The 25,359-nt window shown below is 69.0% G+C and carries 20 protein-coding genes; 9 read left to right on the forward strand and 11 right to left on the reverse strand.

The annotated features are described in order from the left end of the window. A partial coding sequence (locus tag A5775_RS13335) for an ATP-binding cassette domain-containing protein (protein WP_197512557.1) occupies positions 1–2,097 on the forward strand: 2,097 nt, incomplete at its 5' end. Positions 2,098–2,115: 18 nt separating this feature from the next. Here the strand turns inward: A5775_RS13335 and A5775_RS26120 are convergent. The 6 genes from A5775_RS26120 to A5775_RS13365 all read right to left on the reverse strand — a co-directional run bounded on the left by A5775_RS26120 (position 2,116) and on the right by A5775_RS13365 (position 7,662). Next, a complete protein-coding gene (locus A5775_RS26120) occupies positions 2,116–2,679 on the reverse strand; it encodes a pentapeptide repeat-containing protein (RefSeq protein ID WP_067252865.1) in 564 nt (187 codons plus the stop codon). Next, positions 2,676–3,266 (reverse strand): ATP/GTP-binding protein, encoded by a 591-nt coding sequence (locus tag A5775_RS13345; RefSeq protein ID WP_067252866.1) that lies wholly within the window; start codon positions 3,264–3,266, stop codon positions 2,676–2,678. Before A5775_RS13345 ends, A5775_RS26120 begins: the two co-directional genes overlap by 4 nt. Continuing rightward, positions 3,247–3,630: a DUF742 domain-containing protein gene (locus A5775_RS13350; protein ID WP_067252868.1), complete on the reverse strand. Its 384-nt coding sequence runs from the start codon at positions 3,628–3,630 to the stop codon at positions 3,247–3,249. The genes A5775_RS13345 and A5775_RS13350 overlap by 20 nt, the downstream gene beginning before the upstream one ends. A 6-nt stretch (positions 3,631–3,636) precedes the next feature. Next, positions 3,637–4,044 (reverse strand): serine protease inhibitor, encoded by a 408-nt coding sequence (locus tag A5775_RS13355; RefSeq protein ID WP_067252871.1) that lies wholly within the window; start codon positions 4,042–4,044, stop codon positions 3,637–3,639. After that, positions 4,041–6,800 (reverse strand): ATP-binding protein, encoded by a 2,760-nt coding sequence (locus tag A5775_RS13360; RefSeq protein ID WP_067252952.1) that lies wholly within the window; start codon positions 6,798–6,800, stop codon positions 4,041–4,043. The genes A5775_RS13355 and A5775_RS13360 overlap by 4 nt, the downstream gene beginning before the upstream one ends. Positions 6,801–7,056: 256 nt before the next feature. Beyond that, positions 7,057–7,662 (reverse strand): trans-aconitate 2-methyltransferase, encoded by a 606-nt coding sequence (locus A5775_RS13365; protein WP_067252873.1) that lies wholly within the window; start codon positions 7,660–7,662, stop codon positions 7,057–7,059. A gap of 17 nt (positions 7,663–7,679) precedes the next feature. On the opposite strand from A5775_RS13365, the gene A5775_RS13370 reads away from it, so the two are divergent. Next, positions 7,680–8,144 carry a tRNA (cytidine(34)-2'-O)-methyltransferase gene (locus tag A5775_RS13370; protein WP_067252875.1) on the forward strand — a complete coding sequence of 155 codons (465 nt, stop codon included), beginning with the start codon at positions 7,680–7,682 and terminating at the stop codon, positions 8,142–8,144. A 50-nt stretch (positions 8,145–8,194) separates the two neighbouring features. On the opposite strand, the gene A5775_RS13375 is transcribed toward A5775_RS13370, so the two are convergent. From A5775_RS13375 to A5775_RS13385, 3 genes are all read right to left on the reverse strand, one after another. Beyond that, positions 8,195–8,842: a nitroreductase family protein gene (locus A5775_RS13375; RefSeq protein WP_067252876.1), complete on the reverse strand. Its 648-nt coding sequence runs from the start codon at positions 8,840–8,842 to the stop codon at positions 8,195–8,197. A gap of 60 nt (positions 8,843–8,902) precedes the next feature. Continuing rightward, positions 8,903–9,736 (reverse strand): oxidoreductase, encoded by an 834-nt coding sequence (locus A5775_RS13380; protein WP_067252877.1) that lies wholly within the window; start codon positions 9,734–9,736, stop codon positions 8,903–8,905. 86 nt (positions 9,737–9,822) lie between these two features. Further along, complete coding sequence (locus tag A5775_RS13385; protein WP_067252879.1) at positions 9,823–13,110, reverse strand: error-prone DNA polymerase; 3,288 nt, start codon at positions 13,108–13,110, stop codon at positions 9,823–9,825. A gap of 78 nt (positions 13,111–13,188) precedes the next feature. Here A5775_RS13385 and otsB point away from each other — a divergent pair, with 78 nt between their 5' ends. Next, positions 13,189–14,340, forward strand: coding sequence for a trehalose-phosphatase (gene otsB / locus A5775_RS13390; protein WP_067252954.1), 1,152 nt, complete (start codon positions 13,189–13,191; stop codon positions 14,338–14,340). Here otsB and A5775_RS13395 read toward each other — a convergent pair. After that, positions 14,337–15,203, reverse strand: coding sequence for a MaoC family dehydratase (locus tag A5775_RS13395; RefSeq protein WP_067252880.1), 867 nt, complete (start codon positions 15,201–15,203; stop codon positions 14,337–14,339). The genes otsB and A5775_RS13395 overlap by 4 nt on opposite strands. An 83-nt stretch (positions 15,204–15,286) precedes the next feature. Between A5775_RS13395 and A5775_RS13400 the strand changes: the two genes are divergently transcribed. Together A5775_RS13400 and A5775_RS13405 are read left to right on the forward strand one after the other, a co-directional pair. Then, a complete protein-coding gene (locus A5775_RS13400; protein ID WP_067252882.1) occupies positions 15,287–16,003 on the forward strand; it encodes a histidine phosphatase family protein in 717 nt (238 codons plus the stop codon). Positions 16,004–16,056: 53 nt separating this feature from the next. After that, positions 16,057–18,066 carry an SDR family oxidoreductase gene (locus A5775_RS13405; RefSeq protein WP_067252884.1) on the forward strand — a complete coding sequence of 670 codons (2,010 nt, stop codon included), beginning with the start codon at positions 16,057–16,059 and terminating at the stop codon, positions 18,064–18,066. Here A5775_RS13405 and cmaA1 read toward each other — a convergent pair whose 3' ends face one another. Continuing rightward, positions 18,067–18,954, reverse strand: a complete 888-nt coding sequence (cmaA1, locus tag A5775_RS13410) for a cyclopropane mycolic acid synthase CmaA1 (protein WP_067252956.1) — start codon at positions 18,952–18,954, stop codon at positions 18,067–18,069. Between the two features lie 39 nt (positions 18,955–18,993). On the opposite strand from cmaA1, the gene A5775_RS13415 reads away from it, so the two are divergent. The 4 genes from A5775_RS13415 to A5775_RS13430 all read left to right on the forward strand — a co-directional run bounded on the left by A5775_RS13415 (position 18,994) and on the right by A5775_RS13430 (position 25,312). After that, complete coding sequence (locus tag A5775_RS13415; RefSeq protein WP_067252886.1) at positions 18,994–20,028, forward strand: nucleoside hydrolase; 1,035 nt, start codon at positions 18,994–18,996, stop codon at positions 20,026–20,028. Beyond that, entirely contained in the window at positions 20,025–20,477 is a 453-nt protein-coding gene (locus tag A5775_RS13420) for a hypothetical protein (protein ID WP_067252888.1), read from the forward strand. Before A5775_RS13415 ends, A5775_RS13420 begins: the two co-directional genes overlap by 4 nt. Before the next feature lie 116 nt (positions 20,478–20,593). Beyond that, positions 20,594–21,853 (forward strand): 3-oxoacyl-ACP synthase KasB, encoded by a 1,260-nt coding sequence (kasB, locus tag A5775_RS13425; RefSeq protein WP_067252890.1) that lies wholly within the window; start codon positions 20,594–20,596, stop codon positions 21,851–21,853. A 285-nt stretch (positions 21,854–22,138) separates the two neighbouring features. Next, on the forward strand, positions 22,139–25,312 hold the full coding sequence (locus A5775_RS13430) for an FAD-binding and (Fe-S)-binding domain-containing protein (RefSeq protein ID WP_067252892.1): 3,174 nt from the start codon (positions 22,139–22,141) through the stop codon (positions 25,310–25,312). Positions 25,313–25,359 lie beyond the last annotated feature (47 nt).

Below are 25,359 nucleotides of genomic sequence, written 5' to 3' on the forward strand. Positions count from 1 at the left end.
GCCCCACCCCCGCCGCACAACGCCGCTCTGCACAGCGCCCCGCCGGCTCCGCAGATGCCGGCCCCCGCCCCGCACACCCGGGCGGCACCCGCCTCCAGCACGCCGCCCGAGGTGGCGAACCTGGCGACGAAGATGTTCCACGCGCTGTTGCCGTCGCGGTCCGGCTCGATCCAGAAACCGGCCGGCTCGCAAACAATCGGCCGGGCCACCGACAACGACATCGTCATCCAGGACGTGCTGGCCTCACGCCACCACGCGTTTTTGATCCAGACCCCGCTGGGCACCGAGATTCGCGACGCGCACAGCGTGAACGGCACCTTCGTCAACGGCGTCCGGGTCGGCTCGGCGGTGCTGACCGAGGGCGACGTGGTCACCATCGGAAACGTCGACCTGGTGTTCACCGGCGACAGCCTGGTCCGGCGCACCGAGGCGGCGACGCGGACGGGCGGCCTGGAGGTCAACTCCGTCTGCTACACCGTCGACCACGGCAAGCAGTTGCTCGACCACATCTCGGTGACCGCCCGGCCCGGGACGTTGACGGCCATCATCGGGGGTTCGGGCGCCGGCAAGACCACGCTGTCGCGGCTGATCGTCGGCTACACCAGCCCCACGTCGGGCAACGTGACCTTCGAGGGCCACGACATTCACACCGAGTACGCGTCCATGCGCAGCAGGATCGGGATGGTCCCGCAGGACGACGTGGTACACCGCCAGCTCACGGTCAACCAAGCCCTCAACTACGCCGCCGAACTGCGCCTGCCCCCCGACACCAGCAAAGAGGAGCGGGCCCGCGTCGTCGCGCAGGTGCTCGAGGAACTCGACATGACCCAGCACGCCGAGACCCGGGTGGACAAGCTCTCGGGCGGCCAGCGCAAACGCGCCTCGGTCGCGCTCGAGTTGCTCACCCAGCCGTCGCTGCTGCTGCTCGACGAGCCGACGTCCGGCCTGGACCCGGCGCTGGACCGTCAGGTCATGCTGATGCTGCGCCAGCTCGCCGACGCCGGCCGCGTCGTGCTGGTGGTGACCCACTCGGTGTCCTACCTTGATGTGTGCGATCAGATCCTGCTGGTCGCGCCCGGCGGTAAGACCGCGTTCTGCGGTCCGCCCGACCAGGTCGAGGCCGCCATGGGCACGCGGAACTGGGCCGACATCTTCGCCAAGGTGGGCGCCGACCCGGACGAGGCCAACCGCCGCTTCAAGGAGCGCAATCAGCGGTCGGAGAAGCCACCGAGCCCGCAGAGTCCGGCGGATCTGGGTGAACCTCCCCAGACCAACCTGTGGCGGCAGCTGTCCACGATCGCCCGCCGCCAGGTTCGGCTCGTCGTGTCCGACCGCGGTTACACGATCTTCCTGGCGGTCCTGCCGTTCCTCATCGGCGCGTTGTCGCTGACGGTGAAGGGCCCACACCCCGGGCTGGGGCCGGCCGATCCGATGGGCCCCGCGCCCACGCAGCCGCAGTACATCATGGTGCTGTTGAACATCGGTGCCGTGTTCATGGGCACCGCGCTGACCATCCGGGATCTCATCGGCGAGCGCGCCATCTTCCGACGCGAGCAGGCCGTCGGCCTGTCCACCACCGCCTATCTGCTGGCCAAGATCGCGGTGTTCTGCGTGTTCGCCACCGGCCAGGCCGCGGTGGCGACCATCATCGTGCGGCTGGGCAAGGGCGCGCCGACCGCGCATCCCCAGTTCTTCGGCAACTCCACCTTCTCGCTGTTCGTCACCGTGGCGGGCACGTGTGTGGCGTCGGCGATGCTCGGCCTGCTGTTGTCGGCGCTGGCGCAGTCCAACGAGCAGATCATGCCGCTGCTGGTGGTGTCGATCATGTCGCAGCTGGTGTTCTCCAGCGGGATGATCCCGGTTTACCAGCGGGTCGGTCTCGAACAGATGGCGTGGCTGACGCCCGCGCGGTGGGGGTACGCCGCGGGCGCATCCTCGATCGACTTCCCGTCGCTGGTGAAGGTCAAGCAGATCCCGACCAACGACCCGATCTGGCAGCACTCGAAACACATCTTCGTATTCGACATGTTCATGCTCGCGGCGCTGTCGATGGCTTACACGGGCTTCGTCCGCTGGCACATCCGGCTGAAACGCTGACGACTCAGCCGTCGCCGCTCAATCCCCGTCCAGGCGCAACCCGTGCGCCAGCGCGAAGGCCACCGCCTGATCGACGTCGACGCGGGCGCCGGCCAGCGACGCGGTCGTCCACAACCCGGGGTCGACGGTGCAGCCCCGCAGGTCGGCGTCGTCCAGCCGGGCGCCGGCGGTCCGCGCTCCACGCAGATCCGCGCCGCGCAGCACGGCCTTGCGCAGGTCGGCCTCCACCAGGCTGGTCTCCCGCAGCCGGCAGCCGCTGAAGTCGACGCCCCGAAGGTCGATTCCGGCGAGCACGGCGAGCGTGAAATCCACCTCGTCGAACGTGATCGGCCGCAGCCGGCACTGCACGAACACCGACCCCAGCATCGAGCACTGAGCAAAAGAGCTGTGCCACAACGACGTCCGGCGGAAGGTGCAGTTGCGAAACGCCGAACCGCGGTGTTGCGACTCGGCGAGGTTGGCGCCGCTGAAATTGCAGTCGGTGAACACGGCCCGCTCGGTCTGCAACCGGCTCAGGTCTTCGTCGGTGAAGTCGTGGCCCTGAAATTCGTGGTCGACCCACTCGGTGGGCGATGCGGTCAATTCGGCGTCAGGGTGGCCAGCGCGTATTCGCTGACCGCGATGAGCGCGTCGGTCGCCGACCGGCGATCGCGGGCGTCGACCGTGATCACCGGAATGTGCGGGGGTAGGGTCAGCGCTTCGCGCACTGCGGCAACCGGGTAGCGCGGCGCGCCGTCGAACTCGTTGACCGCGACCAGGAACGGCAGGTTGCGGTGCTCGAAGAAGTCGACGGCGGCGAAGCTGTCCTGCAAGCGCCGGCAGTCGACCAGCACCACCGCGCCGATCGCGCCGCGGACCAGGTCGTCCCACATGAACCAGAAGCGGCGCTGCCCCGGGGTGCCGAACAGGTAGAGCACCAGGTCTTGCGCCAGCGTGATCCGGCCGAAGTCCATCGCGACGGTGGTGGTCCGCTTGTCCGGGGTGGCCTCGAGCGCGTCGACGCCGGTCGAGGCGTCGGTGAGCATCGCCTCGGTGCGCAGCGGCATGATCTCCGAGACCGCCCCGACGAACGTTGTCTTGCCGGCCCCGAACCCGCCGGCGATGACGATCTTCGTCGACGCGTGGGCGCCGGAATAATCGGATTGCACCTCAGAGTGCGCGTAAGCCACGCAGGGTCCTTCCTATGAGTTCGTGGCGCTCATCGCGGGTCGACCGCTCGGACAACGTCCTATGCACCCGAAGGTAACCGGACAGCACCAGATCCCCGACCAGGACGCGCGCGACGCCGAGCGGCAGATCCAGCCGGGCCGAGATTTCGGCGACCGACGGGCTCGGCGGGCCCTGGCCGCACAGCTGAATGATTCTGCCTCGCGCATCGTTGGGCGGCCACCGGTGGGTCTGGCCGGCCGGCAACGTCTGAATCGGCGCTTCCAGGGGCAGCTCGACGTTGGTGTCGGTCCGTCCCGAGGTCAGGGTGTACGGGCGGACCAGGTTCCCCTTACGGTGTGCGGGCCAGGTCTCGGGGGTGTCCATCGCGGCTCACGAGTGGTGCGGCACGGCCGATCGGCGGGTCGACTGCACCACACCCCCGACCCGCTCGACGAGGACGGCCATCTCGTAGCCGATCTGACCGATGTCACACGACGTCACGGCCAGCGTCGCCAGGTGCGAGCCATCCCCGACGCGCATCAGCAACAGGTAGCCGTTCTGCATCTCGACCACGGACTGCAGCACCTGCCCACCCTCGAACAGCTGCGCGGCCCCGGTCGCCAGGCTGGCCAGCCCGGAGGCCACGGCGGCGAGCTGGTCGGCACGTTCCCGGGGCAGGTGCTCGCTGGCGGCGATGGGCAGCCCGTCGACGGACACCAGCAGCGCGTGCGCGACGCCGGGGACCTCGCGGGCGAACCTGGTCACCAGCCAGTCCAGGGAGTTATCGGGTGACGTCATTGTTGGTCGGGTCCTTGGTCCGTCTCACGGGCGTGCGAGCGTCCGGTGCGCACGCCGCCGAAATGGTTGCTGAACGAGGCGCGAACCGCCTCGGGGTCCCGGGTGACGGCCGCGTGCTGCGGCTGCCGGTGCGACGGCGATCCGCCGTTGAGGTCGTGCTCGGGCTCGTCGGGCTCGGCCAGACCCGGTCCGTTGGCGCCGCCGGGCACCAGGCGGGCGCCAGGGGTGCGCACCGGCAGGCCGTGGTCGGTGGTGTGCGACTCGACGGGCTTGTCCTCGGCCGCCGCCGCCAGCGTCCAGCCGCGGTCCCACACCGACTGCCAATCGAGGTCGGGGCTGTTGACCAAGTCATGCGGGTCGCCCAGCATCTCCGAGAGCATCCTCCGGTAGATGACGTCATCGTCGGTCGCCGGGCTGGTGGGCTTCTCCTCCCGGGCTTCCCGGGACCGGGCGGCGAAGAAGGCCGAGGTGTCCGATGCCGCCCGGACCGGTGAGGCCGGCGCCGTTGCGGGCGTGGACTCGGGCTTCGGCGCGGGCTTCGGCTCCGGGGTGGCCTTGGGCGCACTTTCCCACCAGGGGGTGGCCAGCTCACGGCGCCGCGGGGGCGGCTGTTCGGCGGGCGGGGCGGGGACCTCGGTGATGCCGCTGGAACCCGGGTTGCGCCGCGGCAGCAGGGTGACCGACGGGCCGGACGCGGCCGGGGTGTCGCGGGCCGCCGGCTCGTGCGTGCCGTCGCGGCCGGCGTCATCGGCCGGCGCGGGCCCGGCGATCGCGCTGGCGAGTTTGGCGCTCGGCGACGATACCGCCCGGATGTGCCGGGGCCCAGCCGATTGCGCGGCGGTCAGGCCGGTGAGCACCGTGGGCGGCAGGTAGATCTCGGCGGTGGTGCCCGAGCCCGCCTCGTTGGCCGCGGGGCCACGCAGCCCCACCCGGATGCCGTGCCGGGCCGCGATCCGGCCGACCACGAATAGGCCCATGTGGCGTGCGTTGTCGGGGCTGACGTCGGCGCCGGCCTGCAGCCGCATGTTGGCGATGCGCCGGTCGGCGTCGTTCATCCCCAGACCGGCGTCGGCGATCCGCACCACGACTCCCCCTTGAGGATCTGAGCCGCTTCGCGACGCCGAGATCCGCGCGGACGTCGTCGGCGGCGAGTAGCGCAGGGCGTTGTCGATCAGCTCGGCGAACAGATGGATGGCGCCGCCCGCCGCCGCGCCGGCCAGCGCGCACTCGGGCAGCCCGGCGATCTCGACGCGGCGGTAGTCCTCGACCTCGGACACCGCGGCGTTGATCACCGTCGCCAGCGGCACCGGGTCGCGCTGGTCGCGGGCGAGCTGCGCGCCGGCCAGCACCAGCAGGTTGGCGCTGTTGCGGCGCAGCCGGGCCGCCAGGTGGTCCAGCCGGAAGAGGCTGTCGAGGCGGTCGGGATTCTCCTCGTTGCGCTCCAGCCGGTCGATGAGCGCCAGCTGCTGGTCGACCAGCGAGCGGCTGCGCCGCGACATGGTCTCGAACATGTCGTTGACCAGCAGCCGCAGCCGCGCCTCGTCGCCGGCCAGCAGCAGGGCCTGGGTGTGCAGTTCGTCGACGGCGTGGGCGACCTGGCCGATCTCCTCGGTGGTGTACACCGGCAGCGGGGTCGGAACCGGTTCAGCCCCACCGGCTTTCACGTGAGCGATCTCTTCCTCGAGATCGGTGTGGGCGACTTTGAGCGCGCCGTCGCGCAGCATGCGCAGCGGCCGCACCAGCGCGCGCGCCACCAGCAGCACCACGGCCAGCGCGATGAAGATCGCGGCCAGCACCACGACGGTGTCGCCGATCGCGGCGTCGCGCCGATCGGCGGCCTGGGCGTGTACCGACTTGGTCACCGAGGCGGTGACGTTCTTGATGACCTGTTCGGCGATGTCGTCGGTGGTTTGGATGGAGCGCAGCAGATCCGGGTTGTCGACGAGCACGCTGGCCGGATCGGACATCATCGCCATCCGGGCCACCATCTGTTGTTGCAGCGTCTTGGCCTCGGTCGACCCGGCCCCGAGCACTTCGCTCATGCCGAACAGCGTCGACGGCTCGGTGCCCGCCAGGGTGGCCATCGAGGTGCGCAGCGCCGGCTCGGGCAGATCGGCCCCGCGGGTGACGAGGATTTTCTGCATGGTCATCTGCCCGCGCGCGCCGACCGCCCGGCTCAATCCCTGCGCCTGGGCGCGGATGTGCTCGTCGTCGACGCGCACCGACGCGTTGATGACGTCTTCGGCCGTCAACAGGATCGGCGCGTAGAGGGTCACCCGCTCCCGCAGACCGAGGCGGTTGTCAGACACCTTGCTCACCAGCATCTGGCCACCGTCGAGCAGGGTGTTCACGCCCGATCGGACCTCGTCGGTGACGTCGGTGTCGGCCAGCCTGCTCTGCAGCTCGCCTTTGCGTGCCTCGTAGTTCTTTTTGGCGCCCTCGACGTCGCGCCCGGTGGAGCCGGCCTGCAGCGCGACGTCCAGAGCCGACATGTATTTGGTGATCACCGGCACCACGTCGGCGCGGGTGGCGGCCAGTTTCAGACGCGCCGAGCTGTCCATCGCGGTGTGGATGCGGAGCACTCCGAAAACCGTCGCCAAGACCAGCGGCACCAGCACGATCGCCAGCACTTTCCAGCCGACCGGCCAGTTGCCCAGCGACCAGGCGGGCGGCCGTTTGGCCGCGGCGGTGTCGGCGCGCACCGGTGCGGGCTGGGAGGCATCCGCCTCGGCCGCAGCGGCCGGGCGGGTGAACATGGTCACGTCATCGCGGCCGCATGACCGGCCGCGGCGCTGACCCTGAGCGCTGAACAAAACGAGAGGCTCATGAAACTTCCTGCTTTATTTCCACCCGCCCCACGCCAGAGAGGCGCGCGCGTGTAAGTGTGGCAATCCGACGAGTATGACAGCCCGCGGCCCAGCCCACCAGAATCGTTACTGAGCAGACAGGTTCCTCCAAGGTGGCGTGGCACGCGCGCGGTCACCCCTGGCAAACACGGATCCCGCGAAAAGCTCAGGCGGGCCGAAGAATCGCGACCAGGAACTCGGAATCGTCGGTGAACGGGCGCAGGTCCCAGGTGGACAGCAGCACATCGATCGCGAACCCCGCGTCGACGGCGTCGCCCAGAAACACCTCGAAGTCATAGTCGCGGCCGGCGCCGAAGCCGATCGCCGCGCGACCGTCGTCGGCGAGGTGGGCGCGCAGCCGGCGCAGCACCTGGACCCGGGTGCTGGGGGCCACAAACGTCATGACGTTGCCGGCGGAGACGATGACGTCGAAGGGTTCGGCGATGCCGCGCGCGGGCAGGTTCAGCTCGGCGAGGTCGCCGACCAGCCAGCGCGGGCCGGGATGATCCTGCTCGGCCGCTGCGATGAGCGCCGGGTCGACGTCCACCCCGACCACCTGGTGGCCGGCGTCGGCCAGGTACCCGCCCAACCGGCCCGGCCCGCACCCGGCGTCGAGGATGCGGGCGCCGCGGTGCGCCATGGCGTCCACAAAGCGGGCCTCACCGGCCAGGTCGTCACCTGCCCGGGCCATGGCGCGGAATCGTTCGATATACCACTGCGAATGCCCGGGATCGGCCGCGACCTTCTGCATCCAAATGCTCTGCTCGACCATGCGACCATTATCGCGTTGTGTTCAAGCTGATGTTCTACTCCCCACGGATCGCCCCCAATACGGGCAACGCCATCCGGACGGCGGCGGCGACGGGCTGCGAATTGCATCTGGTCGAGCCGATGGGGTTCGACCTGTCCGAACCCAAGCTGCGACGGGCCGGCCTGGACTACCACGACCTGGCCTCGGTGACCGTGCACGCCTCGCTGGCGGCGGCCTGGGCCGCGCTGTCACCCGAGCGGGTGTTCGCGTTCACCTCGCACGCGCCCACCTCGTTCGCCGACGTGCGCTACCGCGCCGGCGACGTGCTGATGTTTGGTCCCGAACCCACCGGGCTGGACGCCGAAACACTGGCCGACGCGCACATCACCGGGCAGGTCCGCATCCCGATGCTGGCGGGCCGGCGTTCGCTGAACCTGTCCAACGCCGCGGCGATCGCCGTCTACGAGGCGTGGCGGCAGCACCACTACGCCGGGGCAATCTAGGTCGTGATCGCCGCGGAGAGTGTCGCGCCCTGACCTAGGCGACCCGGCGACTACCAGCTGTTCCAGTGCGTGACCTGCTCGGCGGGCAGCCGCTTGGCCGGGCGGAAGTCGGTGCCCTTGGTGTAGGCGATCGGGAACAGGCCGCCCTGGCTGTAGCGGTCGTGCGGGATGCCGAGGACCTCGGCGGCCTGCCGGTCTCCGTTGTTGACCAGGTGCAGCGTGGTCCAGCAGGTGCCCAGCCCGCGGGAGCGCAGCGCCAGGCAAAAGCTCCACGCCGCCGGGAACAGCGACGCCCAGAACGACGCGCTGAGCCCCAGCGGCGCCTTCTCCGCCCGCCCCTCGAGGCAGGGGATCATCAACACGGGCGCCTCGTGCATGTGCTCGGCGAGGTAGGTGGCGGAGTCCTTGACCTTGGGCATCCGCTCGCCGCGGGTGTCGCCGTCGGGGTACTCGGCCGACGGCAGGCTCAGGTAGGCGCGGGCGTTGGCCAGGTAGATGTCGGCGATCGCCTTCTTCTTCTCGGCGTCCTCGACGAAAATCCATTGCCAGCCTTGCGCATTGGAGCCGGTGGGCGCCTGCAGCGCGAGTTCGAGGCATTCCATCAGCACGTCGCGGCCCACCGGCTTGTCGAAGTCGAGGCGTTTCCGGACCGAGCGGGTAGTGGTGAGGACTTCGTCGACGGACAAGTTGAGGGTCATGTGTGGAGACTATCTTCTGCCGCGACAACCGATCTGGCGGCCGGTCGCCGCCGAACGGCGCTAATCGTGATCCGTTGAAAGCGAAACGTGTCGCCACGCATCGATGTCGGCCTGCAGCTCAGAGATTTTATTCTCCACCGCTGCGACACAGTCGCTCCCCAGCAGCAGGTGCACGGGAGGTTCGTCCGCCGAAACGACATCGACAATCGCGGCCGCGGCCTTGACCGGGTCGCCGGGCTGTTCGTGATTTAGGTTTGCGGCGCGGGAACGCACGGCTCCGGCGGTGGATTCGTAGTCCGCGATGACGGTTTGCTCGGCGCTCAGACTGGAGGCGTCGAGGAAGTCGGTGCGAAAGTAACCAGGCTCGACGACGGTGACCCAGATGCCCAGCGGCTTAACTTCCTTGGCGAGTGCCTCGCTGAACCCTTCCACCGCGAACTTGGTGGAGCAGTAGACGCCCCACCCGGCCGAGCCGAGCAGCCCGCCGATAGAGCTGATGTTGATGATGTGCCCTGCGCGCTGGCGGCGCATAACCGGCAAGACTGCCCGCTGCATGGTCAGGGTGCCGAACACGTTGACCTCGTAGACGGCCCGGGCCGAGGCGTCGGACGACTCCTCAACCGCTCCGAGGAGGCCCCGGCCGGCGTTGTTCACCAGCACGTCGATCCGTCCGAACGATTCGAGCGCGGACTGGACCGCCGCGGCCGCCTGTTCGCCGTTCGTGACGTCGAGATCGACGGCAAGCAGGGCCTCACCTGCGTCGGGGAAGTGCGCCGCGAGCTGCCCCGCCCGCCGTGCGGTCGCGACCACCCGGTCGCCCCGGCTCAAGATCGTGCGTGCGATCTCGAGTCCAAACCCACGAGATGCTCCGGTGAGAAACCAGACCTTGGACACTGATGCTCCTTCGCCGCCCGAGCGCGCGCGTTGGTACGCGACACGCCGAGAAACTACGGCATTTTGTGCACCGTCGCGATGGGTTCTCACCGGAAGTCGCGCGAGCGCGAGCCGACCGCCAGAGTGATGCGGCCCAACCGCTCGGCGACGACGGTGATCGCACCGGTGGCGTTTTGGACCTGCCCGCGTACCAGCAGCGCCGGCGCCGAATTCGCCAGCTTGCGATGCCGCGCCCACACCCCCGGCGCGCAGAGCACGTTGACCATCCCGGTCTCGTCCTCCAGGTTGAGGAATGTCACCCCCTGCGCCGTCCCGGGGCGCTGGCGGTGGGTCACCGCACCGGCGATCAGCACGCGGTCCCCGTCGGGCACCGACCCCAGCTTCTCGGCGGGCACCACCCCCATCGCGTCCAGGTCTTCCCGCAGGAACTGCGTCGGGTAACTGTCCGGGGAGATGCCGGTGGCCCACACGTCGGCGGCGGCCAGTTCCAGCTCGCTCATCCCGGGCAGCGCCGGGACGTGCGAGGACGATCCCACCCCGGGCAGGCGGCCCGGCCGCTGGGTGGCCGCCGCCCCGGCCGCCCACAGCCCCTCGCGCCGGGACATGCCGAAACAGGCAAAAGCCCCGGCGGTGGCCAGCGCCTCGGTCTGCGGCACGGAGAGCTGCAGCCGGGTGGTCAGTTCCAGCAGAGAAGTGAACGGGCCGTTGGCCTTTCGTTCGTCGACCAGTTGCTCGGCCAGGTCGTCTCCGATATGACGGACCGCACCCAGACCGAGCCGGACCTCGGTTCCGGCGTTTTCCAAGGTGGCGTGCGCCAGGCTGGCGTTGACGTCCGGACCGTGCACGGTCACGCCGTGCCGGCGGGCATCGGCCACCAGCGACTGGGGCGAGTAGAAGCCCATCGGCTGGGCGCGCAGCAGCGCGGCACAGAACACCGCGGGGTGGTGCAGCTTGAACCACGACGAATAGAACACCAGCGATGCAAACGACAGCGCATGGCTTTCGGGGAAGCCGAAATTGGCGAAGGCTTCCAGCTTTTCGTAGGTCCGGTCGATCACCTCGTCTCCGGCGCCGTGCAGCGCGCGCATGCCGTCGTAGAAGCGCCCGCGCAGCCGTCGCATCCGTTCGGTGGAGCGCTTGGATCCCATGGCGCGGCGCAGCTGGTCGGCTTCGGCGGCGGAAAACCCGGCGCAGTCGACCGCCAGCTGCATCAGTTGCTCCTGAAAGAGCGGTACCCCCAACGTCTTTCGCAGCGCCGGCTCCATGGACGGGTGGTCGTAGACCACCGGGTCCAGGCCGTTGCGCCGCCGGATGTAGGGGTGCACCGACCCGCCCTGGATGGGGCCGGGGCGGATCAGCGCGACCTCCACCACCAGGTCGTAGAACACCCGTGGCTTCAGCCGCGGCAGGGTGGCCATCTGCGCGCGCGACTCCACCTGGAACACGCCGACGGAATCGGCGCGGGCCAGCATCTCGTACACCGCCGGCTCGGAGAGGTCGAGGCGGGCCAGGTCCACCTCGATCCCCTTGTGCTCGGCCAGCAGGTCGATGGCGTAGTGCAGCGCCGAGAGCATGCCCAGCCCGAGCAGGTCGAACTTCACCAAACCGATTGCCGCACAGTCGTCTTTGTCCCATTGCAGGACGCTGCGGTTCTCCATCCGCGCCCACTCCACCGGGCACACGTCGGCAATGGGGCGGTCGCAGATCACCATGCCGCCGGAGTGAATGCCCATGTGCCGCGGCAGGTTCCGGATCTGGTTGGCCAGGTCGACCACCTGCTCGGGGATGCCTTCAACATCCGGCGAGTCCGCCAGCCCGCTCCAGTGGTTGATCTGCTTGCTCCAGGCGTCCTGCTGGCCTTGCGAGAAGCCCAGGGCGCGAGCCATGTCGCGCACCGCGATCTTTCCCCGGTAGGTGATGACGTTGGCGACCTGGGCGGCGTAGTCCCGGCCGTATTTGTCGTAGACGTACTGGATGACCTTTTCGCGCTGGTCGGATTCGATGTCCATGTCGATGTCGGGCGGCCCGTCGCGGGCCGGCGACAAGAATCGCTCGAACAGCAGCTCGTTGGCCACCGGGTCGACGGCGGTGACCCCGAGGGCGTAGCAGACCGCGGAGTTGGCCGCCGATCCCCTGCCCTGACACAGGATGTTGTTGTCCCGGCAGAACCGGGCGATATCGTGCACCACCAGGAAGTAGCCCGGAAACTGCAGCTGGGCAATGACTTTCAGCTCGTGCTCGATCTGGGCGTACGCGCGTGGTGCGCTGGACCCGTAGCGGTCGCGCGCCCCGGCCATGGTCAGCTGTCGCAGCCAGCTGTCCTCGGTGTGCCCGTCGGGAACGTCGAACGGTGGCAGCTGCGGCGCGATGAGCGCCAGCCCGAACGCGCACTGCTCGGCCAGCTCGGCGGCCGCGGTCACCACATCAGGGACCCCCAGGGGCACCTGCGCGAACAGCCGGGCCATCTCCTCACCGGAGCGCAGGTGCGAACCGCCGAGCGGGGCCAGCCACCCGGCGGCGCCGTCCAGGGACTCCCGGGCCCGGATGGCGCCCATCGCCATGGCCAGCCGGCGCCGCGACGGCCCCGCGAAATGTGCCCCGGTGGTGGCGACGACGCCGACCCCGAAGCGCGGGGCGAGGGCGGCCAGCGCCGCGTTGCGCTCGTCGTCGAGCGGTTGGCCGTGATGGGTCAACTCGACGCTGACCCGCCCGGCGCCGAACCGGTCCACCAGGTCGGCCAGCGCCCACTCCGCCGCGCCCGGGCCGCCCGCGGAAAGTGCCTGGCGCACATGGCCTTTGCGGCATCCGGTCAAGATGTGCCAGTGCCCGCCGGCGGCCTCGGTCAGCGCGTCGAAATCGTAACGGGGCTTGCCCTTCTCGCCGCCGGCCAGATGCGCCGCGGCCAGTTGCCGCGACAGCCGCCGGTAACCCTCGGGGCCGCGGGCCAGCACCAGCAGGTGCGGGCCGGCCGGATCCGGACGCTCGGTGCGGGCCTCACCCCCCAGCGACAGTTCGGCGCCGAACACGGTGCGCATGTCGAGTTCGGCGGCCGCCTCGGCGAACCGCACCGCCCCGTACAAGCCGTCGTGATCGGTGAGCGCCAGGGCGCGCAGGTCCAGCCGGGCCGCCTCCTCGACAAGCTCCTCGGGTGTGCTCGCCCCGTCCAGGAAGCTGAACGCCGAATGCGCATGCAGTTCGGCGTAGGCGACGGACGAGCGGGCCGACCGGCCGTCACCCGGCGGCCGGTACGTCGCGCGCTTGCGCGAGAGGGGGGCGTCCTCGGGAAGACCCGCCGGCTCACCGGCACGGCGCGGCTTGCTGTCGAGCACCCGCTCCATTTCCGCCCAGCTCGGCGGCCCGTTAAACCAGCCCACCCACCCGAGTATATCGAACTGATGTTCGATACTGGCCGGGTGGCCGCCGCGCGGAGATCACCACCTAATGTCGTGATCATGACGGTCATCATCGACCCGCGCCGCCACGACGCGGTGCTGTTCGACCTGGCAGCCGACGAGGGTGCGCTCGACTCCACCCTGGCCGCGCAGCTGCGGGCGATCGGGCTGGGTACCGCCGTCGTCTCCGCGGACGGCCCGGTGCGGGCGGCCGCGGGCCTGAAGGTGCGCCCGGGCCGCGCCGTCGTAATCGCCGGGCAGGCGGGGGGCATCGAGGCCGCCCGCGCCACGGGATTCGCATTGGTGATCGGCGTCGGCCCGGCGGGGCGCGCCGGCGCGCTGCGTGACGCCGGGGCGGACGCGGTGGTCGCCGATCTGGGTGAGGTCGGCGTGCGCACCGGGGACCTTCGGATGTCGCAACTACCGGATGCATTGCAGGACTTGACCGATGGGCTGGCCGGCCAGCGACCGGCAGTGTTCTTCGACTTCGACGGCACGCTGTCCGACATCGTCGACGACCCGGATGCCGCCCGGCCCGTCGCCGGGGCCACGGAAGCGCTGGAGAGGCTGGCCGCCCGCTGTCCGGTCGCGGTGCTATCCGGCCGCGACCTCGCCGACGTGACGAACCGCGTTGGCGTACCAGGCATTTGGTACGCGGGAAGTCACGGTTTCGAGCTAACCGCTCCCGACGGGACGCACCACCAGAACGACGCCGCGGCCGCGGCCATCCCGGTGCTGGAGCAGGCGGCCGGGCAGCTGCGCGACCAGCTCGGCGCGATTCCCGGAGTAGTGGTGGAGCACAAGCGATTCGGTGTTGCCGTGCATTACCGCAACGCCGAACGCGACCGCGTCGGTGAAGCGCTGGCGGCGGTGCGCGCGGCTGGCCGCCGCGACGCGCTACGGGTGACCACCGGCCGCGAGGTCATCGAGTTGCGCCCGGATCTGGACTGGGACAAAGGGAAAACGCTGCGCTGGGTGATCGATCACCTGCACGAGGCCGGGTCGGGTCCACTGACGCCGGTCTATCTCGGCGATGACATCACCGACGAGGACGCCTTCGATGCGGTGCGGCATGACGGTGTGCCGATCCTGGTGCGGCACACCGACGATGGCGACCGCGCCACCGCGGCGCTGTTCGCATTGGACAGCCCCGCGCGAGCCGGCGAATTCACCGACCGGCTGGCGGATCAGCTGCACGGTTGCGAACGTTAGGCGTATTCCACCGCGCCGTCGTCGAGCACCACCCGCGCCTCCACACCGTCGGCGCCCGATGCCTCGGTGCGGAACACGGCCTTGCCCGGCTCGGTCCGCCAGATCAGCGTGGTCAGTGTCTCGCCGGGAAACACCGGCGAGGTGAATCGCGAGGCGATCGAGGTGACGTTGGCCGCGACGCCCCCGCCGAGCTCGGACACCAGCGCGCGCCCGGACACCCCGTAGGTGCACAGGCCGTGCAGGATCGGCTTGGGGAACCCCGCCAGCTCCCGGGCGAACCACGGGTCGCTGTGCAGCGGGTTGCGGTCCCCGGAGAGCCGGTAGATCAGCGCCTGGTCTTCGCGGGTGGGCAGTGCGATCCGCGCGTCGGGCTCGCGGTCCGGGAATTCCGGTGCGACCGGCCGCTGACCCGGCATTCCCCCGAATCCGCCCTCGCCGCGGATGACCAGGGTGGTGAGCGTCTCGGCGATCAGCTGCCCGGATCCCGGATCGGTGCCCCGGCCGCGCAACACGAGGATCGCGTTCTTGCCCTCGCCCTTGTCCTGGATGTCGGCGACCTCGGAAACCACCGAGAGCTTTCCCGCGGGCGGCAGCGGCGCATGCAGCCGGATGCTCTGCGATCCGTGTAGCAGCATGGCCCAGTTGAACTTTCCGACCAGGCCGGCCGCGCCGAACGCCGGGCAGCAGATCACCGCGTAGGTGGGCAGCACCTGCTGGTCGATGTCGTGGCTGTTCTCGGTGGTGAATGCCAGATCGTCGATCCCGGCGCCGACACCGAGCGCGTAGAGCAGCGTGTCCCGGTCCGTCCATTCGAAGGGCATGGGTTCGGTCACCGCGCCGACGGCACTCGGGTCAATCGCCATGGGGGTCTCCTTTCGAGGATTTTCTGCACCTAACCATTGCAAACCCTTCCCACCGAAGCCGTCGGCAGGGCAGGCTATCTCCCATGCCCAAGCGCAGCTTGTTCCGGAAGGTCTCAATAGCGGTCGCCGCGCTCACCGCAACGGTAATCGTCGCCGGCTGCGGCGGCGGCTCACCGCAGGCGCGCTCCATCACGGTGACGTTCATCCGGCACGCCCAGTCGGAGTCCAACGCCGCCGGCACCATCGACACCGACGTGCCAGGACCGGGTCTGACCCCGGAGGGCAAGGGGCAGGCCGAACAGATCGCCCATCAACTCGGCCGCAAGAACTACGACGCCGTCTACGCGTCCACCATGACCAGGGCGCAGCAGACCGCCGCGCCGCTCGCCTCCGAACTCGGCAAGCAAGTGGAGGTGCTGCCGGGCATCCAGGAGATCAGCGCCGGCTGGTACAACGGCAAGCCCGATTCGATGGCGAAGTCGACCTACCTGCTGGCCCCGGCGAACTGGATCAAGGGCGATGTGTCGTACAGCATCCCCGGCTCGATCAGCGGCAAAGAATTCAACGACCAGTTCACCGCGGCCGTCAACAAGATCTACAACAGCGGCCACCACAATCCTGTGGTGTTCTCGCACGCGAACGCGATCATGGTGTGGACGCTGATGAACGCCCGCAACGGCAAGGAAAGCCTGATGAACACCCACCCGCTGCCCACCACCGGCCGCGTGGTGATCAACGGTAACCCGATGACCGGTTGGACGCTGGTCGACTGGGACGGGATCCGCGACTTCCACAACTGACCTTTGACGACCGGCAGTTGACGTGCGCGGCTCCCAGCCGCCACCATGTCTTCATGCGGTATGTCGTTACCGGCGGTACCGGGTTTATTGGTCGCCGAGTCGTGTCTCGTCTTCTGGAATCCCGGCCCGACGCACAGGTGTGGGTGCTGGTGCGACGGCAGTCGCTGGGTCGCTTCGAGCGCCTCGCGGCGCACTGGGGTGATCAGCGGGGTGAGCGGGTCAAACCGCTGGTCGCCGAGCTGCCGGAGCTGGACCTGAGCGACGAGGTCCTGGCCGAGCTCGGCGGCATCGACCACGTGGTGCACTGCGCGGCGATCTACGACATCACCGCCGGCGAACCCGAGCAACGCGCCACCAACGTCGAGGGGACGCGCGCGGTGATCGGCCTGGCGCAACGGTGCGACGCGACGTTGCACCACGTCTCCTCGATCGCCGTGGCGGGTGACTTTGCCGGCGAATACACCGAGGACGACTTCGACGTCGGCCAGCAACTGCCGACGCCCTATCACCAGACCAAGTTCGAAGCCGAACTGCTGGTGCGCTCGACGCCCGGACTGCGCTACCGCGTCTACCGCCCGGCGGTGGTCGTCGGCGATTCACGCACCGGCGAGATGGACAAGGTGGACGGGCCGTACTACTTCTTCGGCGTGCTGGCCAAGTTGGCCGTGCTGCCCTCGCTGACCCCCATCCTGCTGCCCGACACCGGCCGCACCAACATCGTCCCGGTCGACTACGTCGTCGACGCGCTGGTCGCGCTGCTGCACCTCGACGGTCGGGACGGACAGACGTTCCACCTCACCGCCGAGAAGACCATCGGCCTGCGGGGCATCTACCGCGGTGTGGCCAAGGCGGGCGGGCTGCCGCCACTGCGCGGGGCGCTGCCCCGCTCGGTGGCCGCGCCGGTGCTCAAGGTGCGCGGGCGCGCCAAGGTGGTGCGCAACATGGCGGCCACCCAGCTGGGCATTCCCGCCCAAGTGTTCGACCTCGTCGATCTGGCTCCCACCTTCGTCAGCGAGAACACACGAAACATACTGCAGGACACCGGGATACGAGTTCCGCAGTTCTCCGAATACGCGCCCAAGCTGTGGCGGTACTGGGCGGAGCACCTGGATCCGGACCGCGCGCGCCACGACGATCCGCGAGGAGCGCTGCGCGGCCGGCACGTCATCATCACCGGCGCGTCCAGCGGCATCGGCCGGGCGGCGGCCATCGCGATCGCCGAGCGCGGCGCCACCGTGTTCGCGCTGGCCCGCAACGGCGCCGCACTGGATGCGCTGGTCGCCGAGATCCGCGCCAATGGTGGTGCAGCCCATGCCTTTACCTGCGATGTCACCGATTCCGCGTCGGTGGAACACACCGTCAAAGACATCCTGGGTCGCTTCGACCACGTCGATTACCTGGTGAACAACGCCGGCCGGTCGATCCGCCGCTCGGTGGTCAACTCCACCGATCGGCTGCACGATTACGAACGGGTGATGGCGGTCAACTACTTCGGTGCGGTGCGGATGGTGCTGGCGCTGCTGCCCCATTGGCGCGAGCGGCGGTTCGGCCACGTCGTCAACGTGTCGAGCGCGGGCGTGCAGGCGCGCAATCCCAAGTACAGCTCCTACCTACCGACCAAGGCGGCACTGGACGCGTTCTCCGACGTGGTGGGATCGGAGGTGCTGTCCTACCACATCACCTTCACCAACATCCACATGCCGCTGGTGCGCACCCCCATGATCGTGCCGTCGCACCGGCTCAACCCGGTCCCGGCGATCAGCCCCGAGCGCGCGGCCGCGATGGTGGTGCGCGGGCTGGTGGACAAGCCGGCGCGGATCGACACCCCGCTGGGCACGCTCGCCGAAGCCGGAAATTACTTCGCCCCCAGGACTTCTCGGCGAATCCTGCACCAGCTCTATCTCGGCTACCCCGACTCGGCGGCGGCGCGCGGGCTACCCATCGCGCCGCAAGGGTCCGCGCGCCGCAAACCCAACCGGCCCGTCCGCGCCGTCACCGGTGGCATCCGCACACCCCGCAGCGTCAAGCGGTTGGTGCGCCTGGTGCCCGGCGTGCACTGGTAATCATTTCTGCAGGGTGAACTGGTTGACGTCGACGTAGCCCACCCGGAATGCGTTCGCGCAGCCGGTCAGGTATTTCATGTACCGGTCGTAGACTTCCTCGGATTGCACCGCGATGGCCTCGTCCCTGTGGGCCTGCAGTGCGGCGGACCAGATGTCGAGCGTCTTGGCGTAGTGCGGCTGCAGCGACTGGACTCGGCTGACGGTGAAGCCGTTCGCGGTGGCGCGCTCTTGCACCATCGGTATCGACGGCAGCCGCCCACCCGGAAAGATCTCGGTGACAATGAATTTGATGAATCGGGCGAACGTGAACGAGATCGGCATGCCGCGTTCGACCATCTCCGTCGGGTGCAGTCCGGTGATCGTGTGCAGCAGCATGACCCCGTCGTCGGGCAGCAGGTCGTGCGCCATGGTGAAGAACGCGTCGTAGCGCTCGTGCCCGAAGTGCTCGAATGCGCCGATGCTGACGATCCGGTCGACGGGCTCGTCGAACTCCTCCCAGCCCCGCAGCAGGATCCGGGCGGAACGGGGGCTCTTCGACTGCGCGACCAACCGCTCGACGTGCTCGGCCTGGTTGCGGCTCAGGGTGAGGCCGACGACGTTGACGTCGTATTTTTCCAGGGCACGCATCATGGTGGCGCCCCAGCCGCAGCCGACGTCGAGCAACGTCATGCCCGGTTCCAGCCCCAGTTTGCCCAAGGCGAGGTCGATCTTGGCGATCTGCGCTTCTTCGAGCGTCATATCGTCGCGCTCGAAGTAGGCGCAGCTGTACGTCTGGGTCGGGTCGAGGAAGAGCCGGAAGAAGTCATCCGACAAGTCGTAGTGGGCCTGCACGTCGTCGAAGTGCGGCGTTAACTCATTTTCCTCGGGGTGCTCTGACGTCGTGGGCATCATGCCAGCCTAATCGCCGAGATGGCTATGTTGTAGACAATGAACGCTCCCGTTTTCCTCGACGTCGATACCGGCGTGGACGACGCGCTGGCGCTGATGTACCTGTTCGCCAGCCCGGATGCCGAGGTGATCGGCATCGCTTCGACCGGCGGAAACGTCTGCGTGGAGCAGGTTTGTGAAAACAACCTGGGCCTGCTGCGGCTGTGCGGCCTCACCGACATACCGGTTTCGCAGGGTTCCGATCAGACGCTGACCGGACCGATGCGGCTGCCGTCAAAAGTCCACGGCCCCAGGGGATTGGGCTACGCCGACCTGCCGCCCGGCGAGCGCAGGCTCACCGACTACGACTCGGCGAGCGCCTGGGTGCGCGCCGCGCACGCCCACCCCGGTGAGCTCATCGGTGTGGCCACCGGCCCGTTGACCAATCTGGCGCTGGCGCTGCGCGCCGAGCCCGCCCTGCCGACACTGCTGCGCCGGCTGGTGATCATGGGCGGTTCCTACGACCACCGGGGCAACACCACCGCGGTGGCGGAATGGAACATCAGCGTGGACCCCGAGGCGGCGGCCGAGGTGCTGGCCGCCTGGGGCCATGAAGCCGTTGAGCAGCAGCGGCTTCCGATCCTGTGCGGCCTGGACTTGACCCGCAAAGTCGCGATGACGCCCGAGCACCTGGCCCGGCTGGCGGCGGCCGCCGAGTCCACGACAACGCCGCTGAGCGAGCACGACGCGCGCGAAACCCGGTCGACGGCGTCCAATCCGCTGGTCCGGGTGATCGAGGACGCCACCCGGTTCTACCTGGAGGCCTATCACGCACTCGGCCACGGGTATCAGGCACACATGCACGACCCGTTGGCCGCCGCCGTCGCGCTGGATCCGGGCCTCGTCACGACCCGTCCGGCGACGGTGGACATCGAGCTGACCGGGACCCTGACCCGCGCGATGACGGTGACCGACTGGTCGACTCATCGGGAACCCAACGCGCTCATCGGGATTGACGTGGACGCGGCGGTCTTCTTCGATCGGTTCATCGAGCGGGTGGGCCCTTTCGCGCGCCGGTTAGCCTCTACCCTATGAAGATCCGTGTCATCGAGCTGATCCGCGCGGGGTGGGGCGGCGTGCTGGCGGCCGCCCCCGCCGAGGTGTTGAGCCACATCCACGGGGTGCGGGCCGATCGCAAAGCGATCGTCGTCACCCGGATCCTGGGCGCTCGTCATCTGGCCCAGGCGGCATTGTCGGGGGTCAACCCCGGTCCGGAGGTGCTGGCGGCCGGGGTCTGGGTCGACACGGTGCACGCGGCGACCGCGCTCGGCCTGGCCCTCGTCGACCGGCGCCGGGCCCGCGGCGGGGTGATCGACGCCGTGGTCGCGGCGTCGTGGGCGGCCATGGGCTGGCGCCACCTGCGCACCGGCCAGGCCAGGACCGACGGGGTTCGCGGCCGCGACCGGCTGGCCCGCGCCGTCCTGCCAGTGTTGCCCGGTGGGCGGGCGCTGATGGCGCAAGCGCAGGCGGTACGCGCCACATAGCGCCACACCCTTGACGTCAGGGACAATGGTGGTTTGTGTTGGCATGATTTGGTGGGGTGAGTGGGGCTCGGCGTCAAGCGTTAGCAGCCCTCATCAAATGAAAGGTTTCGGGAGTCATGGCGGAGCTGGTTACCGGGAAAACGCTGCCGAACGTGGTCGTCACTGGCGTTGCCATGACGACCGCACTGGCGACTGACGCCGAGGCCACGTGGAAGCTGTTGCTGGACAGGCAAAGTGGCATCCGAAAACTCGAGGATTCGTTCATCGAGGAGTTTGACCTGCCGGTGCGCATCGGCGGTCACCTGTTGGAGGAGTTCGACGCCGGGCTGACCCGTGCCGAACGCCACCGGATGGGTTACCTGCAAACGATGTCGACCGTGCTGGGCCGGCGGGTGTGGGAGAACGCCGGCTCGCCGGAGGTGGACAGCAACCGGCTGATGGTGTCGATCGGCACCGGCCTGGGGTCGGCGGAGCAGATCGTGTTCAGTTACGACGATCTGCGCGCTCGCGGCATGAAGGGGGTATCCCCGCTGGCGGTGCAGAAGTACATGCCCAACGGGGCGGCCGCGGCGGTGGGTCTGGAGCGGCACGCCAGGGCCGGGGTGATCACCCCCGTATCTGCCTGCGCGTCGGGGTCCGAGGGCATCGCCCAGGCGTGGCGCAACATCGTCTTCGGAGAGGCCGACATCGCGATCTGCGGTGGTGTGGAGGTCAGGATCGAGGCGGTCGCGATCGCGGCCTTCGCCCAGATGCGGATCGTGATGTCCACCAAGAACGACGACCCGGTAGGCGCCTGTCGCCCGTTCGACCGCGACCGCACCGGCTTCGTGTTCGGCGAGGCCGGCGCGCTGATGGTCATCGAAACCGAGGAGCACGCCAAGGCCCGTGGGGCCAACATCTTGGCCCGCATCATGGGGGCCAGCATCACCTCCGACGGCTACCACATGGTGGCCCCGGACCCCAACGGCGAACGCGCCGGGCACGCGATGAGCCGGGCGATCCAACTCGCCGGGCTGTCCCCCGGCGACATCGGCCACGTCAATGCGCACGCCACCGGCACCTCGGTGGGTGACGTCGCCGAGGGCAAGGCCATCAACAACGCGCTGGGCCCCCACGGCGGAAACGCGGTCGTCTACGCGCCCAAGGCGGCGCTGGGCCACTCGGTCGGCGCGGTCGGTGCCGTCGAATCGATCCTGACCGTGCTCGCGCTGCGCGACCAGGTGGTTCCGCCGACGCTGAACCTGGAAAACCTCGACCCCGAAATCGACCTGGACGTCGTCGCGGGCAAACCACGCCCGGGCAACTACGAGTACGCGATCAACAACTCGTTCGGGTTCGGCGGACACAACGTGGCCACCGTCTTCGGACGGTATTAACGGGTATTCAAAGGCCAGGCCGCGCAGGTCTATTGGCGACGCAACGCCGGCCTCCCGATTCTTTTCGTCAGCAGCGTGCGGTCGGTCGGGCGCGATCGCGGCCAACTCGCCGCGTCCGCGGTTAGACCATCGGATCGCGGGTAGCCGACGGATCGTGGCCTTCGGCAAATCTTTGCCCCACGCGGTTAGCCACTTGGCCGGGACGGGAGGAGCGATCATGACGGGTATCGGCTGCGACGACCCGGAGACGATCGTGGGACTCGAGGGACCCGGGGATGGGGCCGAATGAGCCTGCTCAGGACCGACCAGACGCGGATCATCCCGGCCCACCCGGATACCCACCTCGTTGCCGGGATGGCCGCCACCGACAAGGTCAACGTCACCGGCCTGGAAAACCAGCTCCGCCGGCACGTCACCGGCGAAGTGCGGTTCGACACGGCCACGTTGGCGATGTACGCCAATGATGCGTCGAACTTCCGGCAGGTTCCGATCGGGGTGGTGATTCCCAAGACGCTCAACGATGTCGTGCAGACGGTGCGCGCCTGCCACGCCTACCGCGCGCCGGTGCTGTGCCGTGGCGGCGGCACGAGCCTGTCCGGGGAGACCGTCAATGTGGCGGTGGTGATTGACTTTTCGAAGTATCTCACCGGCATCATCGACATCGACGCGCAACGCCGGCTGGCCACCGTGCAGACCGGGGTGATCAACGAACAGCTCAACAAGGCCACCGGCGAGCACGGGCTGGTGTTCGGCCCCGACCCGTCGTCGCATTCGCGGTGCACGCTGGGCGGCAACATCGGCAACAACTCCTGCGGGGTGCACTCGGTCCAATCGCGCTTTTACGGACCGGGGCCCCGCACCTCCGACAACACCCACCAACTCGACATCGTCACCTACGACGGCGCCCGGTTCACCGTCGGCGTGAACGAGGAGAAGGACCTCGAGACGATCATCGCCGCCGGCGGTCGCAAGGGCGAAATCTATGCCGCGCTACGGGATTTGCGCGACGAGTACGCCGAGGACATCCGCCAGGGCTACGCCGACGTCGCCGAGGTGCCCCGGCGGGTGTCCGGCTACAACCTCGACGAGCTGCTCCCCGAGCGGGGATTCAACGTCGCCCGCGCCCTGGTCGGCACCGAAAGCACCTGTGCGGTCGCCCTGACCGCGACCGTGATGCTTACCCCGGCCATGCTCCACCGCACCGTGGTGGTGGTGGAGTTCGACTCCCTCGGCGCGGCCGGCGACCTCGCGCCGGAGATGATGGAGTGGAAGCCCATCGGGCTCGAGGCCGTCGACCACCTGCTCGTGCACGACCAGGAAATCAGCGGTACCAACGCCGCCGGCCGGGCCGCGTTGCCGCGCCCGGACTCCACCGGGGCCTGGCTCATGGTCCAGTTCGGCTCCGATGAACCCCACGAATCACTCGAGCGGGCAGAGGAATTCGTTCGGTGGTTGAAGAAGAAAAAGCACGTCGAGGACGACCGCATCGTGCTGGCCCGCAGCAAGCAGGACGGCGGGAACAGCGCCGAGCTGTGGGCGATCCGCGAGGCCGGGCTGGGCTCGACGGCGTTCCCGGTGGACGGCGGCAATTACTGGCCGGGCTGGGAGGACTCCGCGGTCCCCTGGCGGCGGATCGGTGACTACGTGCGCGATCTGCAGCAGCTCTACGCCAAACACCACCTGCGCGGCGCCATGTACGGCCATCTCGGGGAGGGCTGCATCCACTCCCGAATCGGGTTCGATCTGCGCCACAAGGACGGTCTGGTCAACTACCGCAAGTTCATGGAGGAGGCCGGCGACCTGGTCGCGTCCTACGGCGGGTCGATGTCCGGTGAGCACGGCGACGGCCAGCAGCGCGCCGAGTTGCTCGGCAAGCAGTACAGCCCGCGGCTGATGGAGGCCATGCGCAAGTTCAAGCTGATCTGGGATCCCGAGTGGAAGATGAACCCCGGCAAGGTGATCGACCCGTATCGGTTCGACGAAAACCTCAAGCTGGGCACGGATTACAATCCGTCGCGGCCCCAGGTGAAGTTCGCCTATACCGAGGACCACGGCGACTTCTCGCATGCGGCGTTGCGCTGCGTCGGCGTCGGTAAGTGCCGGGTGCCGGAGGCGCAGGACACCATGTGCCCCAGCTACCAGGTGACCAGGGAGGAGAAACACTCCACGCGGGGGCGGGCGCGGCTGCTGTTCGAGATGCTGCGCGGCGAGGTGATCACCGACGGCTGGCAGTCCGACGAAGTCGCCGACGCGCTGGACCTGTGCCTGGCCTGCAAGGGCTGCACCAACGACTGCCCGGTGGAGGTGGACATCCCCACCTACAAGGCGGAGTTCCTCTACCACCACTTCCGGTCGCTGCGCCGCTGGCGACCGCGGCACGCCTACGCGTTCGGGTTCATCGACCGGGCCGCGCAGTTGGCCAGCGCCATCCCCGAGCTGGCCAACTTCGCCACCCAGACGCCGGTGCTCTCCCGAATCGCCAAGGCGCTGGGCGGAATCGACCGCCACCGGCCGTTGCCCACCTTCGCGCCGATGACACTGCAACAGTGGTTCGCGGCGCGTCCCGTCGTCAACCCCACCGGGCCGCGGGTGATCCTGTTTCCCGATACCTTCAACAACCGCCTGCACACCGATGTCGGGGTGGCCTGCGTGGAGGCGATCGAGGCCGCCGGCTGGCGCGTCGTCATGCCCACGGGCCACATTTGTTGCGGCCGTCCGCTGTATGACTACGGCTTTCTCGACGTCGCCGAACACTACCTCAACGATGTGGTGGGGCAGTTGCGTAGCGAAATACGAGCCGGCACACCGATTGTCGGCATGGAGCCGAGCTGTCTGGCCGTCTTCAAGGACGAGCTCAAGAAGCTGCTGCCACACGACGACGACGCGGACCGCCTGCTGCGCAACAGCTATCACTTCGCGCAGTTCTTCACCGAGTTCGATGTCGAGCTGCCCAAGGTGTCCTCCACCGGGTCCGCTGCCCGGGCGCTGTTGTGGGGCCACTGCCACCAGCGGGCCACCGGCGGGGTCGACGCCGACCAGCAGGTGCTGCAGGACATGGGCATCGACGTGCAGCCGGTCTCCGGTGGTTGCTGCGGGCTGGCCGGCTCGTGGGGGTTCGAGCAGGGCAAGTACCAACTCTCGCTCGACTGCGGCGAACAGGCCCTGCTGCCGGCGATCCGAAAGAACCCGGATGCCCTGGTGGTGGCCAACGGATTCTCCTGCCAGACGCAGATCAGCGACTCCGGGTCGGCGAATGCGCTGCACCTGGGTCAGATCATGGCCATGGCGAAGACTTCGGCCGACATCGGCTCGACGCCTCCCCCGGGCCGGCCCGAGCCCGACTCACGAACGCGCGCCACGCGGATCGCCGTGCCGACGGCCGCGTTGGGCGCGGCGACGCTGGCCGGTGCGGCCGTGGTGCGAAAGCTTTGGACGACAAAGGGGCCGAGGCAGGCGTAGGGCCCGACCGGACGTGATCGGCAGCGGTCTCCGAGGCGGCCGTTTGG

It is taken from the genome of Mycobacterium sp. 852002-10029_SCH5224772 (genome assembly GCF_001667315.1).
In the GTDB taxonomy this organism is placed as follows: domain Bacteria; phylum Actinomycetota; class Actinomycetes; order Mycobacteriales; family Mycobacteriaceae; genus Mycobacterium.

Coding starts and splice junctions, on each gene's coding strand:
- A5775_RS13405 (WP_067252884.1), top strand. CDS start 16,057: ATGCGGTATGTCGTTACCGGCGGTACCGGGTTTATTGGTCGCCGAGTC.
- cmaA1 (WP_067252956.1), bottom strand. CDS start 18,954: ATGCCCACGACGTCAGAGCACCCCGAGGAAAATGAGTTAACGCCGCAC.
- A5775_RS13395 (WP_067252880.1), bottom strand. CDS start 15,203: ATGGCGATTGACCCGAGTGCCGTCGGCGCGGTGACCGAACCCATGCCC.
- otsB (WP_067252954.1), top strand. CDS start 13,189: ATGACGGTCATCATCGACCCGCGCCGCCACGACGCGGTGCTGTTCGAC.
- A5775_RS13350 (WP_067252868.1), bottom strand. CDS start 3,630: ATGGACACCCCCGAGACCTGGCCCGCACACCGTAAGGGGAACCTGGTC.
- kasB (WP_067252890.1), top strand. CDS start 20,594: ATGGCGGAGCTGGTTACCGGGAAAACGCTGCCGAACGTGGTCGTCACT.
- A5775_RS13430 (WP_067252892.1), top strand. CDS start 22,139: ATGAGCCTGCTCAGGACCGACCAGACGCGGATCATCCCGGCCCACCCG.
- A5775_RS13415 (WP_067252886.1), top strand. CDS start 18,994: ATGAACGCTCCCGTTTTCCTCGACGTCGATACCGGCGTGGACGACGCG.
- A5775_RS13400 (WP_067252882.1), top strand. CDS start 15,287: ATGCCCAAGCGCAGCTTGTTCCGGAAGGTCTCAATAGCGGTCGCCGCG.
- A5775_RS13355 (WP_067252871.1), bottom strand. CDS start 4,044: ATGACGTCACCCGATAACTCCCTGGACTGGCTGGTGACCAGGTTCGCC.
- A5775_RS13375 (WP_067252876.1), bottom strand. CDS start 8,842: ATGACCCTCAACTTGTCCGTCGACGAAGTCCTCACCACTACCCGCTCG.
- A5775_RS13360 (WP_067252952.1), bottom strand. CDS start 6,800: ATGTTCACCCGCCCGGCCGCTGCGGCCGAGGCGGATGCCTCCCAGCCC.
- A5775_RS13420 (WP_067252888.1), top strand. CDS start 20,025: ATGAAGATCCGTGTCATCGAGCTGATCCGCGCGGGGTGGGGCGGCGTG.
- A5775_RS13365 (WP_067252873.1), bottom strand. CDS start 7,662: ATGGTCGAGCAGAGCATTTGGATGCAGAAGGTCGCGGCCGATCCCGGG.